At 72.0% G+C, this 16,470-nt stretch carries 12 protein-coding genes; 10 read left to right on the forward strand and 2 right to left on the reverse strand.

All coding sequences use genetic code 11. The features are described 5' to 3' along the window. Window positions 1–26 precede the first annotated feature (26 nt). The 10 genes from ligA to gap all read left to right on the forward strand — a co-directional run bounded on the left by ligA (window position 27) and on the right by gap (window position 13,863). Window positions 27–2,357: an NAD-dependent DNA ligase LigA gene (gene ligA / locus BLT36_RS07870; protein ID WP_092093689.1), complete on the forward strand. Its 2,331-nt coding sequence runs from the start codon at window positions 27–29 to the stop codon at window positions 2,355–2,357. A 218-nt stretch (window positions 2,358–2,575) separates the two neighbouring features. Next, window positions 2,576–3,907: an alpha/beta hydrolase gene (locus BLT36_RS07875; RefSeq protein ID WP_175529542.1), complete on the forward strand. Its 1,332-nt coding sequence runs from the start codon at window positions 2,576–2,578 to the stop codon at window positions 3,905–3,907. A gap of 84 nt (window positions 3,908–3,991) precedes the next feature. Further along, window positions 3,992–6,313 (forward strand): transglycosylase domain-containing protein, encoded by a 2,322-nt coding sequence (locus BLT36_RS07880; RefSeq protein ID WP_092093694.1) that lies wholly within the window; start codon window positions 3,992–3,994, stop codon window positions 6,311–6,313. A gap of 135 nt (window positions 6,314–6,448) precedes the next feature. Then, the gene (gatC, locus tag BLT36_RS07885; RefSeq protein WP_092093696.1) at window positions 6,449–6,748 is read left to right on the forward strand and encodes an Asp-tRNA(Asn)/Glu-tRNA(Gln) amidotransferase subunit GatC; all 300 of its coding nucleotides are present in this window, start codon (window positions 6,449–6,451) and stop codon (window positions 6,746–6,748) included. An 11-nt stretch (window positions 6,749–6,759) separates the two neighbouring features. After that, complete coding sequence (gatA, locus tag BLT36_RS07890; protein ID WP_092093699.1) at window positions 6,760–8,307, forward strand: Asp-tRNA(Asn)/Glu-tRNA(Gln) amidotransferase subunit GatA; 1,548 nt, start codon at window positions 6,760–6,762, stop codon at window positions 8,305–8,307. Then, window positions 8,307–9,809, forward strand: a complete 1,503-nt coding sequence (gene gatB / locus BLT36_RS07895) for an Asp-tRNA(Asn)/Glu-tRNA(Gln) amidotransferase subunit GatB (protein ID WP_092093701.1) — start codon at window positions 8,307–8,309, stop codon at window positions 9,807–9,809. Before gatA ends, gatB begins: the two co-directional genes overlap by 1 nt. 129 nt (window positions 9,810–9,938) lie before the next feature. Further along, complete coding sequence (locus BLT36_RS07900; protein ID WP_092093704.1) at window positions 9,939–11,021, forward strand: type III polyketide synthase; 1,083 nt, start codon at window positions 9,939–9,941, stop codon at window positions 11,019–11,021. After that, window positions 11,018–11,752 (forward strand): methyltransferase domain-containing protein, encoded by a 735-nt coding sequence (locus BLT36_RS07905; RefSeq protein WP_092093707.1) that lies wholly within the window; start codon window positions 11,018–11,020, stop codon window positions 11,750–11,752. The genes BLT36_RS07900 and BLT36_RS07905 overlap by 4 nt, the downstream gene beginning before the upstream one ends. A 37-nt stretch (window positions 11,753–11,789) precedes the next feature. Then, complete coding sequence (locus BLT36_RS07910; protein ID WP_092093709.1) at window positions 11,790–12,740, forward strand: GlxA family transcriptional regulator; 951 nt, start codon at window positions 11,790–11,792, stop codon at window positions 12,738–12,740. A 118-nt stretch (window positions 12,741–12,858) separates the two neighbouring features. Then, the gene (gap, locus tag BLT36_RS07915) at window positions 12,859–13,863 is read left to right on the forward strand and encodes a type I glyceraldehyde-3-phosphate dehydrogenase (RefSeq protein ID WP_092093712.1); all 1,005 of its coding nucleotides are present in this window, start codon (window positions 12,859–12,861) and stop codon (window positions 13,861–13,863) included. Window positions 13,864–14,040: 177 nt separating this feature from the next. Here gap and BLT36_RS07920 read toward each other — a convergent pair whose 3' ends face one another. Together BLT36_RS07920 and BLT36_RS07925 are read right to left on the reverse strand one after the other, a co-directional pair. Continuing rightward, entirely contained in the window at window positions 14,041–15,174 is a 1,134-nt protein-coding gene (locus BLT36_RS07920) for an N-acetylglucosamine kinase (protein WP_254787434.1), read from the reverse strand. Next, on the reverse strand, window positions 15,162–16,463 hold the full coding sequence (locus BLT36_RS07925; protein WP_092093714.1) for a 6-phospho-beta-glucosidase: 1,302 nt from the start codon (window positions 16,461–16,463) through the stop codon (window positions 15,162–15,164). Before BLT36_RS07925 ends, BLT36_RS07920 begins: the two co-directional genes overlap by 13 nt. Between the last annotated feature and the right edge of the window lie 7 nt (window positions 16,464–16,470).

The raw sequence follows: 16,470 nt of genomic DNA on the forward strand, positions 1-16,470 counted from the left end.
CGGTGGTTCACGGTAGAACTGATGCCATGAGCGAGACCGACGCCACGTTCGAGACCACCGACCCCGAGGCGCTCGACGCTGCACAGGCGCAGCGCGAGGTCGACCGGCTCCGGTCCCGCATCAACGAGCTGCGGCACGCCTACTACGACGAGAACGGCTCGACGGTCAGCGACGCCGAGTACGACGCGATGCTCCACCGGCTCGAGGCGATCGAGCAGCGTCACCCCGAACTCCTGACCGAGGACAGCCCCACCCAGACCGTCGGCGGGCAGGCGCAGACGATCCAGTTCGCCCCGGTCGAGCACGCCGAACGCATGCTCAGCCTCGACAACGTGTTCAGCCCGGACGAGCTGACGGACTGGGCGGTCAAGGTGCAGCGGGACGCCGGTGCCGAGCGCGTCCGGTTCCTGTCCGAGCTGAAGATCGACGGGCTCGCGATCAACCTCCGCTACGAGCACGGCCGACTCGTCTCGGCGGCGACCCGCGGCGACGGCGTCGTCGGCGAGGACGTGACGGGCAACGTCCTGACGATGGGCACCATCCCGGAACGGCTGACCGGCACCGGGCACCCGCCCATCGTCGAGGTCCGCGGCGAGATCTTCTTCCCCGTCGAGCAGTTCGACGAGCTCAACGCCAAGCAGCGCGACGCGGGCGAGCGCGTGTTCGCCAACCCGCGGAACGCCGCGGCGGGGTCCCTCCGGCAGAAGGAAGAGGGCAAGTCCGAGGCGAAGCGCGCCCTGATGATCGACCGGCTGCGGCGGCTCCGGATGCTCGTGCACGGCATCGGCGCGTGGCCGGTCCGCGAACTCGAGCGGGACACCGACGTCCACGCCCAGTCCGAGGTCTACGAGCTCCTGCAGTCGTGGGGCCTGCCGACGAGCACGCACTACCGGGTGTTCGACTCCATCGACGAGGTCCTCGGCTTCGTCAAGGACTACGGCGAACGACGGGCATCGGTCGAGCACCAGATCGACGGCATCGTGATCAAGGTCGACGACCTCGCCCTGCACGAAGAGCTCGGCTCCACCTCGCGCGCCCCGCGCTGGGCGATCGCGTACAAGTACCCGCCGGAAGAGGTCCACACGAAGCTCCTCGACGTCGTGGTCAGCGTCGGGCGCACGGGGCGGGCCACCCCGTTCGCGGTGATGGCCCCGGCCGAGGTCGCGGGGTCGGTCGTCCGTCAGGCCACGCTGCACAACCAGCAGGTCGTCAAGGCGAAGGGCGTCCTGATCGGCGACACCGTCGTGCTGCGGAAGGCCGGCGACGTCATCCCCGAGGTGCTCGGCCCGGTGGTCGAGCTGCGCGACGGCACCGAGCGCGAGTTCGTGATGCCGACGAACTGCCCGGAGTGCGGCACGCCGCTCGCCCCGGCGAAGGAGGGCGACATCGACCTCCGCTGCCCGAACGCGAAGAGCTGCCCGGCGCAGGTGCGCGGCCGGGTGGAGCACATCGCCTCGCGCGGGTCGCTCGACATCGAGGGCCTCGGCGAGGTCGCGGCGGCCGCGCTGACGCAGCCGCTCCACCCGGAGCAGCCCCCGCTCGTCACCGAGGCCGGGCTGTTCGACCTGACGATGCAGGACATCGTCCCGATCGAGGTGATCGTCCGCGACGCCGAGACCGGCATGGAGAAGACCACGGACGACGGTGCCCCGAAGCGGGTGACGCCGTTCAGCCGGGCGCGCAAGAAGACCGACCCGCCGTTCGACCCGGAGGCCCGCGGCGCGGACTACACCGGAGAGCCGAGCCGGTACCCCTCGAAGAACGCGTTCGAGATGCTCGCGAACATCGACGCCGCGAAGACGAAGCCCCTCTGGCGCATCATGGTCGGCCTGAGCATCCGCCACGTCGGACCGGTTGCTGCTCGTGCGCTCGCCGACCACTTCGGGTCCCTCGACGCCATCCGGTCCGCCTCGCGTGAGGAACTGGCCGCGGTCGACGGGGTCGGCGGGATCATCGCGGATGCGCTCCTCGCCTGGTTCGAGGTCGACTGGCACCGCGAGATCATCGACCGGTGGACGGCGGCCGGCGTGCAGTTCACGACACCGGGGCACCCGGGACCGGGTGCCGCGAGCACCGAGGGTGGTGTGCTCAGCGGCGTCACGGTGGTCGCGACCGGTTCGCTCGAGGGGTACAGCCGCGAGGGCGCGCAAGAGGCGATCATCGCCGCCGGGGGCAAGGCGGCCTCGAGCGTCAGCAAGAAGACCGACTTCGTCGCGGCCGGCCCGGGTGCCGGCTCGAAGCTCACGAAGGCGGAGCAACTCGGTCTCCGGATCATCGACGCGGAGCAGTTCCGGCTGCTCGTCACCGAGGGGCCCGAGGCGCTCGGGGACGCACCGGAGGCACCCGCCGAGAGCTGAGCCACTCTCGGGAGCACGACCGCGGACTGTCCGCTCGCCGCGGCGCGCCATGCGACCCACCCAGTTCAGGGGTCAAGTTGCATCCCGCACGCCATCGGGAGGCGCATTCTCCTTACACTCGTGAGAGCATCACCCGTCGTCTGCAGGGGGACGTCGGGACGGCCTTCCCGGGGGAGACCCGATTGCTGCTCATCGCCGCGGCTCTGCTCACCGCCTCGATGCACTCACTGGGAGTGGTCGAGGCCCCAGTCGCGCCCGCCGTGCACTCGGTCGCCGTCGTCGCGACCACCGCTGGAGGACCCGCGCGGGACTCGGGCATCCAGCCGGTCATGACCGGGGTACAGGCCCAGGCAGCCGCCGCGGACCTCGTCGTCGCACACGGCCGGGCGTTCCTCACCGACCTCTCGCAGCTGGACCGGTCCGAGCTCCTCCGCGCGGGCAAGGACGCGCACGTGCTCGCGACGGCGCAGGACGACCCGCCGACCGCCGCCGACGTCACGACCTGGTGGGCCGGGCTCGCTCCGGCGGAACGGCAGACGCTCGAGACCTTCGCCCCGTCGGCGGTCGGCAACCTCGACGGTGTGCCGTACGACGTGCGGGACCGGGCGAACCGTGCCGTGCTCACCATCGGGCTGGCCGACCACGACGCGACCGCTGCGCAGACGGCGATGCTCGGGCAGGTCGAACGCGCGCTCGTGCACGATCCCGGGGCACCGGCGCGGTCGCTCATCACGCTCGACACACGAGGGTCCGGTCGTGCCGCGATCGCCATCGGTGACCTGGCCACCGCCGCCGACGTCACGGTCGTCGTCCCCGGCATGTTCTTCACGGTCACCGGGCAGATGGCCGACTTCACGAACACCGCGAACGACCTGTACAGCGAACAGGCGACCCTCGCCGGGGTGGCGGCACCGGGGCCGGGCAGCGGGGTCGCGGTGGTGGCCTGGATGGGCTACCGCACCCCGGACCTGTCGAACATCCTGTCGCTCGGGCTCGCGAAGACCGGGGCCGCGCGACTCGAGCGGACCGTGGACGGCCTGCGGCAGCTGCGGGACGGCGAACAGCCGCGGGTCAACGTCGTCGCCCACTCGTACGGTTCGACGACCGCCCTGATGGCGCTGTCGTCCGGCCGGATGAGCGCCGACAGCCTGACGGTGTTCGGGTCCCCGGGCAGCGACGTGCGCACCGCGGCCGAGCTGGCGGTCGGCGCCGGGCAGGTCTTCGTCGGGGACGCCCACAGCGACCCGATCGCGGGCTCCGGCTACTTCGGGACCGATCCGGGGTCGGCGTCGTTCGGTTCGACGGTCCTCGACCTCGCCGGAAGTGTCGACGCGCAGGACACCGGCGACGTTTTCCGCCGTCCGGTCGGCCACAACGACTACCTCAAGCCGGGGACGGCATCGCTGCACGACGTCGCGCTCATCGGCGTCGGCCGGGCGGACATCGTGCTCGAGCAGCTCCGTCGCGACGGGGGCGGCCGGGGCGGGGTCCCGCAGACGTCGCCCGACATGTACCTCGTCCGACCGCAGGACCTCCAGCAGCGCGACTGACCTGTGTGACAACCTGAACAGCGGCGCAGCCTCCACTCGTTCCACGGCAGAACCAGTACAGACCGTGCCCCTACGGTTCCGGACATGCGTGTGGTGCGATGGCCTGGTGCTCTCCTGACGTTCGTCGCGATGTCGGCGCTGGCCGGCATGCTCGTCGCCGTCGCGGTCACCCCGGGGGTCGCCGTCGCCGGTGAGGGCACCTCCGGCGCGGTCGCGTTCTTCGAGGACCTACCGAGCTACCTCGACATCCAGACGCCCCAGCAGGTGTCGTCCGTCTACGCGACGAAGGACGGCCAGCAGGTCAAGATCGCGTCCTTCTACGCCGAGAACCGGACGACCGTCGCCTCCGACGCGATGGCGAAGAGTCTCAAGCAGGCCGCGATCGACACCGAGGACCCGCGGTTCTACGACGAGGGCGGCATCGACGTCGTCGGCACCCTGCGCGGTGCGGCCGCGACCGTCGTCGGCGGGGACGTGCAGGGCGGGTCGAGCATCACCCAGCAGTACGTCAAGAACGTCCTCGTCCAGCAGTGCGAGGAGCTGACGGGCAAGAACGCCGCGGACACGCAGAAGAAGATCTCCGCCTGCTACGAGGACGCCGCCGGGGTCACGCCGCAGCGCAAGCTGCAGGAGATGCGCTACGCGATCGCGGTCAACAAGAAGTACTCGAAGGACCAGATCCTCACCGGGTACCTCAACCTGGTCGGGCTCGGCGGGCGGGTGTACGGCGCCGAGGCCGGTGCCGAGTACTACTTCGGCGTGCACGCGAAGGACCTGTCCCTGGCGCAGTCGGCGACGCTCGTCGCGATCCTGAACAACCCCTCGAACCTGCGGATCGACCAGCCCGGGAACGCCGACAACGGCACGGCGAACGGGTACAGGGCGACCAAGGAACGGCGCGACTACGTCCTCGAGCGCATGTACGTCCACCACGACATCACGAAGGCCGAGCGTGACGCCGCGACGGCCACGCCGGTGACACCGAAGATCACCGCCACGGCGAACGGCTGCTCCTCCGCGGCGACGGGCTACGACGCCGGCTACTTCTGCGACTACGTGCGCGACCAGGTGCTGCAGGACCCGGCGTTCGGCAAGACGGCCGCCGAGCGCATCGCGACGCTCGACACGAAGGGCCTCCAGATCCACACGTCGCTCGACCTCGACGTGCAGGCCCGAGCGCAGACCGCCCTGTCGACGTACGTGCCGGCCACCATGGCGGGCGTCGACGTCGGAGGCTCGAACGTCACCGTCGAGCCCGGGACCGGACGCATCATCTCGATGGTGCAGAACACCGCGTACACGCAGGGGGACAACGGTGCTGCGGGTTCCACGGCGGTGAACTACAGCGCGGACAGCGGCTACGGCAACTCCGGTGGCTTCCAGACCGGATCGACGTACAAGGTGTTCACGCTGGCGGAGTGGCTCGCGAGCGGGCACACCCTGTCCGAGTCGGTGTCCACGTCCGAGCACACGTTCGAGAACGCCGAGTTCACGAACTCCTGCCAGAACGTCAGCGGCGGCACGTGGCCCGTCTCGAACGCCGAGAGCGTCCCCGCCTCGATGACGGTCCAGGCCGCCACGTCGGAGTCGATCAACACCGCGTACGCGCAGATGGGCAAGCAGCTCGACCTCTGCAAGATCGCGCAGCTCGCCCAGTCGATGGGCATCCACCCGGCTGCCGGCGGGCCGCTCACCCAGACGCCGTCCTCGATCCTCGGGGTCAACTCGCTCTCGCCGATCGACCTCGCAGAGGCCTACGCCGGGTTCGCGAACGGCGGCGTCGTCTGCACCCCGACCGCGATCGACTCGGTGACCGAGTCGGACGGCACGAAGATCACCCCGTCGCCGTCGTCCTGCACGCAGGGCGTCGCAGCGGACGTCGCGGGCACCGTCGACTACGCCCTGCAGGGCGTGCTCACCGGCGCCGGCACCGCCGCGAGTGCGAACCCGGGCGACAGCATCCCGAAGTTCGCCAAGACGGGCACGACCGACGGGGACGTGCAGAACTGGCTGGTCGCGTCGACCACGAAGTACACGAACGCGACCTGGATCGGCAACGTCCAGGGGGCGGTGAGCCTGGCGAACTGGCCGTTCCTGCAGGGCACGACCGGGTACAGCGCGAAGTTCGGCGTCGGGAAGTCGATGATGTCCTACCTCGACCAGACCGTCGGCGGGGGAGCGTTGCCGACGCCCGACCAGGCGATGATCGGCCAGCCGAGTCACGCTTCGACGCCGACGCCGACGCCGACGCCGACGCCGACGCCGACGTCGTCGGCCGGGTCGAACGGGACAGGCGCGTCGCAGGGCGGGGCGCAGCAGCAACAGGACCCGAAGCAGCAGCAGAACCCGAAGCAGCAGCAGCAGCAGAAGCAGCAGCAGCAGCAGCAGCAGCAGCCGGGGAAGTGACCGCCTGGAGGCGCGGTGCCGGTCCCCGGGACCGGCACCGCGCCTCCAGGTCGTCGCGTTCTCCACAGGCGGGCCGGCCCGACGGACGGCACCAATAGACTGGTGGGCATTCCACGAACCGATCGACGGAGCACCATGCCTGACATCACGAGCGAGCAGGTCGCCCACCTGGCGAACCTCGCGCGTATCGCACTCACGCCCGAAGAGATCGAGAAGCTCACGGGGGAGCTGTCGCACATCGTCGACAGCGTCGCCCGGGTCTCCGAGGTCGCCACACCGGACGTCCCCGCGACGAGCCACCCCGTGCCGCTCGGCAACGTCACCCGACCCGACGTGGTCGGCCCGACGCTCACGCAGGAGCAGGCGCTCTCGGGTGCCCCGGACTCCGACGGCGAACGGTTCCGCGTGACGGCCATCCTCGGTGAAGAACAGTAGAGCGAAGAACAGTGACTGACGACATCACGAAGCTCAGCGCCGCGGCGCTCGCCGACGCCCTGGTGGCGCGCGACGTCTCGAGCGTCGAAGCGACGCAGGCCCACCTCGACCGCATCCAGGCGGTGGACGGCGACGTGCACGCGTTCCTCCACGTCAACCAGAACGCGATCGCCGCGGCGAAGTCGATCGACTCTCGCCGTGCCGCCGGGGACGACCTCGGTCCGCTCGCGGGCGTGCCGATCGCCGTGAAGGACGTCCTGTGCACGCAGGACATGCCGACCACGTCCGGCTCGAAGATCCTCGAAGGCTGGGTGCCCCCGTACGACGCCACCCCGGTCGCGAAGCTCCGCGCCGCCGGCCTCGTGCTGCTCGGCAAGACCAACATGGACGAGTTCGCGATGGGCTCGACGACCGAGTTCTCGGCGTACGGCCCGACGCACAACCCGTGGGACCTCGACCGGATCCCCGGCGGGTCCGGCGGCGGCTCGGCCGCAGCGGTCGCCGCGCACGAGGCACCGCTCGCGCTCGGTTCCGACACCGGTGGTTCGATCCGCCAGCCGGGGGCCGTCACGGGCACGGTCGGTGTGAAGCCGACCTACGGCGGTGTCAGCCGCTACGGCGCGATCGCGCTCGCGTCCAGCCTCGACCAGGTCGGCCCGGTGTCGCGCACCGTCCTCGACGCCGCGCTCCTGCACGACGTCATCGGCGGGCACGACCCGAAGGACTCCACCTCGATCCCGGACGCCTGGCCATCCATGGCCGCCGCTGCGCGCGAGGGACTCCAGGCCGACACGCTGCGCGGCCTCCGCGTCGGCGTGGTGAAGGAGCTCGCCGGTGGCGAGGGCTTCCAGGCCGGCGTCACCCAGCGCTTCCAGGAGACCGTGGCGATCCTCGAGTCCGCCGGGGCCCAGGTCGTCGAGATCGACGCACCGTCGTTCGCCTACGCGATCAGCGCGTACTACCTGATCCTGCCGGCCGAGGCGTCGTCGAACCTCGCGAAGTTCGACTCGGTGCGCTTCGGCCTCCGTGTCACCCCGGAGAACAGCGCCACGGTCGAGGACGTCATGGCCGCCACGCGTGAAGCCGGCTTCGGTCCCGAGGTGAAGCGCCGCATCATCCTCGGCACCTACGCCCTCAGCGCCGGGTACTACGACGCCTACTACGGCTCCGCGCAGAAGGTCCGTACGCTCGTCCAGCGAGACTTCCAGGCCGCCTTCGAGCAGGTCGACCTGCTCGTCAGCCCCTCGGCGCCGACGACGGCGTTCCCGATCGGTGAGCGCATCGACGACCCGCTGGCGATGTACCTCAACGACCTCACCACGATCCCGGCGAACCTCGCCGGCGTCCCCGGCATGAGCATCCCGAACGGCCTCGCACCCGAGGACGGCCTGCCGACCGGTGTCCAGCTGATGGCCCCGCAGCGCGAGGACGCCCGGCTGTACCGCTACGGTGCAGCGCTCGAGCGCCTGCTCGAGCAGCAGTGGGGTGCCCCGCTCATCGACAGCATCCCGGACCTCGACCAGAGTCAGCAGTCCGCTGCGCAGGAAGGTGTGATCTGATGGCGCAGAAGGACGCGCTGATGGACTTCGACGAGGCGCTCCGGCTGTACGAGCCGGTCCTCGGTTTCGAGGTCCACGTCGAACTCGCGACGAAGACCAAGATGTTCTCCGACGCCCCGAACTTCTTCGGTGGTGAGCCGAACACGAACGTGACGCCGGTCGACCTCGGGCTGCCCGGATCGCTGCCGGTCGTGAACGCCCAGGCCGTGCGCTACTCGATCCAGCTCGGGCTCGCGCTCGGCTGCTCGATCGCCGAGTCCTCGCGGTTCGCCCGGAAGAACTACTACTACCCGGACAACCCGAAGAACTACCAGATCTCCCAGTACGACGAGCCCATCGCGTACGAGGGCGAGGTCGAGGTCGAACTCGCCGACGGTACGATCTTCATCGTCCCGATCGAGCGCGCCCACATGGAAGAGGACGCCGGCAAGCTGACGCACGTCGGTGGCGCCACCGGCCGCATCCAGGGCGCCGAGTACTCGCTCGTCGACTACAACCGCGCGGGTGTCCCGCTCGTCGAGATCGTCACGAAGCCCATCGTCGGTGCCGAACACCGCGCCCCGGAGCTCGGCGCCGCGTACGTGCAGGTCATCCGTGACCTCGTCCGTGCGCTCGGCGTGTCCGAGGCCCGCATGGAGCGCGGCAACCTCCGCTGCGACGCGAACATCTCCCTGCGGCCGCGCGGGCAGGAGAAGCTCGGCACCCGCACGGAGACGAAGAACGTCAACTCGTTCCGTGCCGTCGAGCGCGCCATCCGCTACGAGATCCAGCGCCAGGCCGCGATCCTCGCCGCCGGTGGCTCGATCACGCAGGAGACCCGGCACTGGCACGAGGACACCGGCCGCACCTCGGCCGGCCGTCCGAAGTCGGACGCCGACGACTACCGCTACTTCCCGGAGCCCGACCTGCTCCCCGTGGTGCCGGACCCGGCCGTGATCGAGGAGCTCCGGGCGTCCCTGCCCGAGGCGCCCGTCGCACGCCGTCGCCGGCTCAAGGGCGACTGGGGCTTCACCGACCTCGAGTTCCAGGACGTCGTCAACGGCGGCCTGCTCGACGAGGTCGAGGGGACCGTCGCCGCCGGCGCCGCACCGCAGTCCGCGCGCAAGTGGTGGACGGGTGAGATCAGCCGCGTGGCGAACACGCAGGAGGCCGCGCCCGGTGACCTCGTGTCGCCGCAGCACGTCGCGGAGCTCATCGGGCTCGTCGAGTCCGGCGAGCTCACCGACCGGCTCGCGCGCCAGGTGCTCGAGGGCGTCATCGCCGGCGAGGGCTCGCCCGCCCAGGTCGTCGAGTCCCGCGGGCTCAAGGTCGTCTCGGACGACTCGGCGCTCACCGCCGCGGTCGACGAGGCCCTGGCCGCGCAGCCCGACGTGCTCGCGAAGATCAAGGACGGCAAGGTCCAGGCGGCGGGCGCGATCATCGGTGCGGTCATGAAGTCGATGAAGGGCCAGGCCGACGCGGCGCGCGTCCGCGAACTCGTGCTGGAGCGCGCGCAGGCCTGAGGCTCGCGCGCACCACGGAACTGGGTTCCGGACACAGCACCGCGGGGAACCGTGGTGCTGTGTCCGTCTCCGGTGTCGTCCACCCGTGCAACCTGGGGACGTGTCAGCGACCCGGTGACAGGATGAGTCGTGTCCGCAACGATCCGCGCCATCGGTACCGCAGTCCCCACGAGGACCCTCGACCAGCCGGCGGTGCGGGACCTCTTCGTCGGGCAGCCGGGCCTCGGACGACTCGGTCAGCGGCTCGTCCCCGCGGCCTTCGACGCCTCCGCCGTGGACCACCGCCACACCGTGCTCGACGAGCTCGACGCCACCCAGCCGTCCGGTGCGTTCCGGGACGACGACGGTGCCCTCCGCTCGCCGTCCACCGGCACACGCAACGACCGGTACCGCGAGCTCGCCCCGGCGCTGTTCGTCGCGGCCGCCCGTGACGCGGTCGACCGGGCCGGGATCGCCCCGGACTCCGTCACCCATGTGGTGACCGTGTCGTGCACCGGCTTCACACAGCCCGGTCCCGACCTCGACATCGTCCAGCAGCTCGGTCTCCGCCGGACCGTCTTCCGCCAGCACATCGGGTTCATGGGGTGCTGCGCGGCGTTCCCCGCGCTCCGGATCGCTGCCGCGTTCGCCGAGTCCGACCCTGCGGCGGTCGTGCTCGTCGTCTGCGCCGAGCTCTGCACGCTGCACGTCCGGGCCTCGGACGACCCGGACCAGATCGTCGCGAACAGCGTCTTCGGGGACGGCGCAGCCGCGGTCGTGGTCACGGCCGGCGGTCCCGGCCTCCGGCTCGACGCGTTCGCCACCACGGTCGTGCACGAGGGCGCCTCCGAGATGGCGTGGAACATCGGCGACGAGGGCTTCGAGATGGTCCTCAGCACCGCCGTCCCGAAGCTCGTCGGTGCGACGGTCGCCGAGGCCGTCGCACCGCTGCTCGGCTCGGACGCCGCGGGCACGGTGCCGGTGTGGGCGATCCACCCCGGCGGCCGCGCGATCCTCGATCGGACGCAGGACGCCCTCGGCCTCGGTGACGACGCGATCGCAGCGAGCCGGGCGGTGCTCCGCGACCACGGGAACATGTCGAGCGCGACGGTGCTGTTCGTCCTCCGCGAGGCCGTCGAAGCGGGCCTCGAGGACGGGTCGTCCGTCGTGGCGCTCGCCTTCGGGCCGGGCCTCACCGTCGAGAGCGCCCGGCTGACGGCGGTGACGTCGTGAGCCGTCCCGCCGGGGGTGCGCCGCGCCTCCAGGCCGTCGACCTGACGACGCGCGCACTGGACCTCCGCGAGCTGATGGACGAGCCGGACTGTGACCCGCGCGCCCTGGCCCGCACCTTCCGCCGCTTCGCGCTCGTCAACGCCCTCGTGAGCGGGTGGCGCGCAGCGTGGCGGACGCACGTCGTGCCCGCCCTGCCGGCGAGCGGCCGCGGCCGGGTGCTCGACCTGGGCTGCGGCGGCGGCGACCTCGCCCGGGCGCTGGTGCGCTGGGCGGCGAGCGACGGGTTCGACGTCGAGGTCGTCGGAGCTGACCCGGACGCGCGGGCGATCGAGGCCGCCGAGCGGTCCACCCCGCGCGGCGTCACCTTCCGGCAGCAGTCCAGCGGCGAGCTGCTGGCTGGGGGCGAACGCTTCGACGTCGTCGTGTCGAACCACGTGCTGCACCACCTCGGCGACGACGAACGGCACGGCTTCCTCGCCGACTCCGAAGCGCTGGCGACGAGCCGGAGCCTGCACTCGGACATCCGCCGATCGCCGGAGGCCTACCGGGCGTACGCGCTGGCGTCGACGTTCGTGGCGGCGGGGACGTTCGTCCGGGTCGACGGACTGCGGTCGATCCGTCGGTCGTTCACCCTGCCGGAGCTGCGGGACGCGCTGCCGTCGGGGTGGCGGGCGGAGCAGGCGGCACCGCACCGGGTGCTCGCGATCCGTGACGCGGACCTCGCGGCCTGAGCCCGACGGGGTGACCGGCGTCGACTAGCGTCGGGGCATGGCGCCGACCCCGCTGCACCGCGTCGCGGTCCTCGTGCTCGACGGCGCGAAGCCGCTCGACGTCGGCATCCCGGCGCAGGTGTTCTCGAACCGGCCGAGCATGCCGTACGAGGTGCGGGTGTGCGGTCCACGGGCGGGTCGGATCGCCGGCGGGGACGGCCTCGCGTACGCGGTCGACCACGGGCTCGACGCACTCGAGTGGGCGGAGACCGTCTTCGTCCCGGGGTACCGATTCCCGGCCGACACGCCACCCCCGGCCGACGTGGTCGATGCCCTCGCACGGGCGCACGAGCGGGGCGTCCGGATCGCCGCGATCTCGACGGGGGCGTTCGCGCTGGCCGCGGCCGGGTTGCTCGACGGGCGACGTGCCACCACGCACTGGCACTACACGCGCGTGCTCCGGGATCGGTTCCCCGAGGTCGACGTCGACGAGGACGTGCTGTTCGTCGACGCGGGGTCGGTCCTGACCAGTGCCGGCGCCGCGAGCGGGATCGACCTCTGCCTGCACATCGTCCGGCAGGACCACGGCGTCGCGCTGTCGAACCACGTCGCCCGGCGGCTCGTCAGCGCCCCGTACCGGAGCGGCGGACAGGCGCAGTACGTGCCCCGGAGCGTGCCGGAGCCGCTCGGCGACGTGTTCGCCGAGACCCGGGAGTGGGCCCTCCGACACCTCGCCGACCCACTGACGCTCGAGGTGCTCGCGCGGAACGCCACGGTCTCGCCGCGGACGTTCTCGCGGCGGTTCGTCGAGGACACGGGCTACACCCCGATGCAGTGGGTCCTCCGGGCACGCGTCGACCTCGCCCGCGAACTCCTCGAGCGCTCGGACCTCGGCGTCGACCAGGTCGCGGAGCGTGCCGGGCTGGGGTCGGACGCGAACCTGCGGACGCACTTCCGGCGCATCCTCGGGACCTCGCCCACCGAGTACCGCCGGACGTTCCAGGACTGACGGACGAGTCCGCAGCATCGATCGCGTTGGCGAGATCCTTTCGGACGCTGGCTTCCCTGCCACTGGAGCCGCGCCTCCAGGCCCGTGAGCATGGACCGCGGAACGAAAGGAACTCCACATGACCCGCATCGCCATCAACGGCTTCGGCCGCATCGGCCGCAACACGCTCCGCGCACTCATCGCCCGGGGCGGCGAGGACCTCGAGGTCGTCGCCGTCAACGACCTGACCGCCCCCGAGACCCTCGCGCACCTGTTCCGCTACGACTCCGCGCTCGGCCCGTTCGCCGGCACCGTCGAGGTGGACGGGGACACGCTCGTGATCGACGGCCACCCCGTGCGCGTCCTGGCCGAGCGCGAACCCGCCGCCCTGCCGTGGGCCGAACTCGGGGTCGAGGTCGTCCTCGAGTCCACCGGGCGGTTCACCGCTCGTGACGCCGCGGCCGGGCACCTCACCGCTGGCGCACGCCGGGTCCTGATCAGCGCGCCGGCGAGCGGTGCCGACGCGACGATCGCCTACGGCGTCAACTCCGACGTCTTCGACCCGGCCGTGCATACGGTCGTGTCGAACGCGTCCTGCACGACCAACGCGCTGGCGCCGCTGGCCTCGGTGCTCGACGACCTCGCCGGCATCGAACACGGGTTCATGACGACGGTGCACGCGTACACGCAGGAGCAGAACCTGCAGGACGGGCCGCACCGCGACCTCCGCCGCGCCCGTGCCGCCGGGGTGAACATCGTGCCGACGTCGACCGGTGCCGCGAAGGCGATCGGGCTGGTGCTGCCGCGCCTCGAGGGCAAGCTGTCCGGTGACGCCATCCGCGTGCCGGTGCCCGTCGGGTCGATCGTCGAGTTGAACACCGTCGTGTCCCGTTCCGTGAGCGTCGACGAGGTCAACGAGGCCTACCGTGCCGCGGCGGCCGGTCCGCTCGCCGGGGTGCTGGCGTTCACGGCCGACCCGCTCGTGTCGACGGACATCACCGGACGGCCGGAGTCCAGCGTCTTCGACTCGCTGCTGACCCGGGTCGACGAGGGCCGGCACGTCAAGGTGGTCGCCTGGTACGACAACGAGTGGGGCTTCTCGAACCGCGTGGTGGACACGCTGGGGATGCTGGCGTGCGCCTGAGCGCTGCGGCGAGTCTCGGGGTGGTGGCCCGAGACTCGGCCTGAGCGACACTTCTCGCGCTCAGGTGCGCGAGAAGTGTCGCTCAGCGCGAGTCTCGGCGGCGGCCGCCGGCGGCGCGGCGCGGCGGGGCGGGGCGCGGCGCAGCCGCGGCCGCGCCGCGGCCGCGCCGCAGCCGCGTCAGCGGATCACGGCCGTGGTGGACGCGAAGGAGCGGGAGCGCACGGCCTCGCGGTAGCGGCGGAGTGCGACCTCGCCGGCACCGACCGACTCCAGGGCCGCCAAGCCCGCACCGAGCACCGGGGGATCGGTCACCCAGGTCGGCACCGCGCCGGGCACCCGCGCCGCGAGCCCCGACACGACGCCGTCCACGAGCAGGGCGTCCCGCGCGGCGAGCACCCCGCCACCGAGGACCACCGGCACCGGTGACGTCGCGGATGTGCCGAGTCCGAGCCGGCCGAGCGCCACCGACGCCAGGAGCACGATCTCCTCGGCCTGACGCTCCACGACGCTCCGTGCGACCCGGTCGCCCGCTCCGGCGACCTCGAACAGCACGGGGCACAGCCGGTTGAAGACGCGGTGGTCGAGGCGACCGAAGTGGATCGCCTCGGTGACCTCGCGGACGGTGTCCAGCCCGAGCGCCGCCGGGACGGCGTCGACGAGCGCCGTCGCCGGACCGCGACCGTCGTCGGCCCGGGCCGCGTGCCAGAGCGCACGGTTGCCGAGGTACGCGCCACCGCCCCAGTCGCCGGAGACGTCACCGATCGCGGGGAACCGCGCGGTCTCGCCGTCGGCGCGCACCGCGAGTGCGTTGATGCCCGTGCCGCAGACCACGGCGGCCGCGTCCGGCGACAGCGTCCCGGCCCGCAGCAGCGCGAACAGGTCGTTGTCGAGGACGTCCGGCGCGCCGCCGTCCTCGCCCCAGTGGGCCAGTGCGGCCTCGGCGGCGACGAGCTCGTCGTGCAGGTCGAGCCCGGCGAGGTACACGTGCGTGGTCAGGACGTGGCGGTCGCCGAGGTCGCGGACGACCCGGGCGCGCACGTCGTCGAGGATCGGACCGGCGACGTCCCACCCGCGGGTCTGCGGGTTCGAGCCAGGACCGCGGGCGTGTCCGACGATGGCACCGTCGAGCCCGATGGCGACGACGTCGGTCTTGCTGCCGCCGCCGTCGACGGCGAGGACGACGTCAGCGGGGCTCGCCGCGGGCGGCGGAGGACCAGCGCTGGACGGAGCGCCGCCGGTCGGCGGGGCGGCCGCCGTCGGACAGGAGGCGCGGGTCGTCCCCGCCTCGCCGCCCCGGCTCAGCCCGCCCACGACACCTGCTCCGATCGCGCCCACGGCAGGTGCTCCGCGTTCGCGGCCAGGAGCAGGTCGGTGAGCTTCTCGGCCTTGTCGACCTGCCCGACGAGCGGGTGCGCCCACATCGCCTGGAGGACCCGGTCGCGACCGCCGTGCACCGCGGCGTCGAGCGCGAGCCGCTCGTAGCCGGCGACGTGCGCCACGAGCCCGGCCATGTCGGGGGCGAGCGGGGCGACGGGCAGCGGGGTGATCGCCTGCCGGGTGACCCGGGCCGGGACCTCGATCACGTGGTCGTCGGGGAGGAACGGGAACGTGCCGTCGTTCCGGACGTTGAGGACCTGCACGTCGCCCCGGTCGCCGAGGATCGAGGAGAGCACGTCGATCGCGGCCTCGGAGTAGTACGCGCCACCGCGCTGCTCGAGCTCGACGGGCTTCGTGACGACCGACTCGTCGGCGTACTTCGCCAGGAGCGCCCGCTCGGTCTCCATCACGGCCTCGGCCCGGGTGGGCTCGTGCAGCTGCTCCTCGAGGACGATGTCGTGCGCGTAGAAGTACCGCAGGTAGTACGAGGGGATGGCGTGCTGCAGGCGGAGGAGGTCCGACTGCATGTGCACGCTCTCCGCGGTCCGGTCGAGCGCGTCGCCGGACAGCAGCTCGGACAGGACGTCGCGCGTCGCCCCGGAGGCGTCGGTGACGTGCACGCCGCGCTCCCAGGTCAGGTGGTTCAGGCCGACGTGGTCGAGCCGGACGCGATCCGGAGCGACACCGTACTCGGCCGCGAACCGGCGCTGGAACCCGATCGCGACGTTGCAGAGCCCGACTGCGCGGTGGCCGGCCTCGAGCAGTGCCCGCGTGACGATGCCGACCGGGTTCGTGAAGTCCACGATCCAGGCGTCCGGCTTCGCGTGCTTCCGGACGAGCTCGGCGTACTCGAGCACGACGGGCACGGTGCGGAGCGCCTTGGCGAACCCGCCGGGACCGGTGGTCTCCTGGCCGATGCAGCAGGCCTCGTGCGGCCACGTCTCGTCCTGCTGCCGTGCGGCTTGGCCGCCGATGCGGAGCTGGAACATCACGGCGTCGGCGTCGGTGACCCCGGCGACGACGTCGTCCGTCACGTGCACGGTGCCGGGGTGCCCGGCGTGCGCGAACATCCGCTTGGCGACGCCGCCGACGAGTTCGCGGCGGACCGGGTCGGGGTCGACGAGCCAGAGTTCGTCGATGGGCAGCTGGTCGCGGAGCCGGGCGAAGCCGTCCACGAGTTCGGGGGTGTAGGTGGATCCGCCACCGACGACTGCGAGTTTCACTGTGGTG

The sequence above is a fragment of the Curtobacterium sp. UNCCL20 genome (genome assembly GCF_900101675.1).
Classification (GTDB): Bacteria; Actinomycetota; Actinomycetes; order Actinomycetales; family Microbacteriaceae; genus Curtobacterium.

Excerpts from the sequence above, each read along its gene's own strand:
- ligA (WP_092093689.1), top strand. The coding sequence starts at position 27 with ATGAGCGAGACCGACGCCACGTTCGAGACCACCGACCCCGAGGCGCTC.
- BLT36_RS07875 (WP_175529542.1), top strand. The coding sequence starts at position 2,576 with ATGCACTCACTGGGAGTGGTCGAGGCCCCAGTCGCGCCCGCCGTGCAC.
- BLT36_RS07880 (WP_092093694.1), top strand. The coding sequence starts at position 3,992 with ATGCGTGTGGTGCGATGGCCTGGTGCTCTCCTGACGTTCGTCGCGATG.
- gatC (WP_092093696.1), top strand. The coding sequence starts at position 6,449 with ATGCCTGACATCACGAGCGAGCAGGTCGCCCACCTGGCGAACCTCGCG.
- gatB (WP_092093701.1), top strand. The coding sequence starts at position 8,307 with ATGGCGCAGAAGGACGCGCTGATGGACTTCGACGAGGCGCTCCGGCTG.
- BLT36_RS07910 (WP_092093709.1), top strand. The coding sequence starts at position 11,790 with ATGGCGCCGACCCCGCTGCACCGCGTCGCGGTCCTCGTGCTCGACGGC.
- gap (WP_092093712.1), top strand. The coding sequence starts at position 12,859 with ATGACCCGCATCGCCATCAACGGCTTCGGCCGCATCGGCCGCAACACG.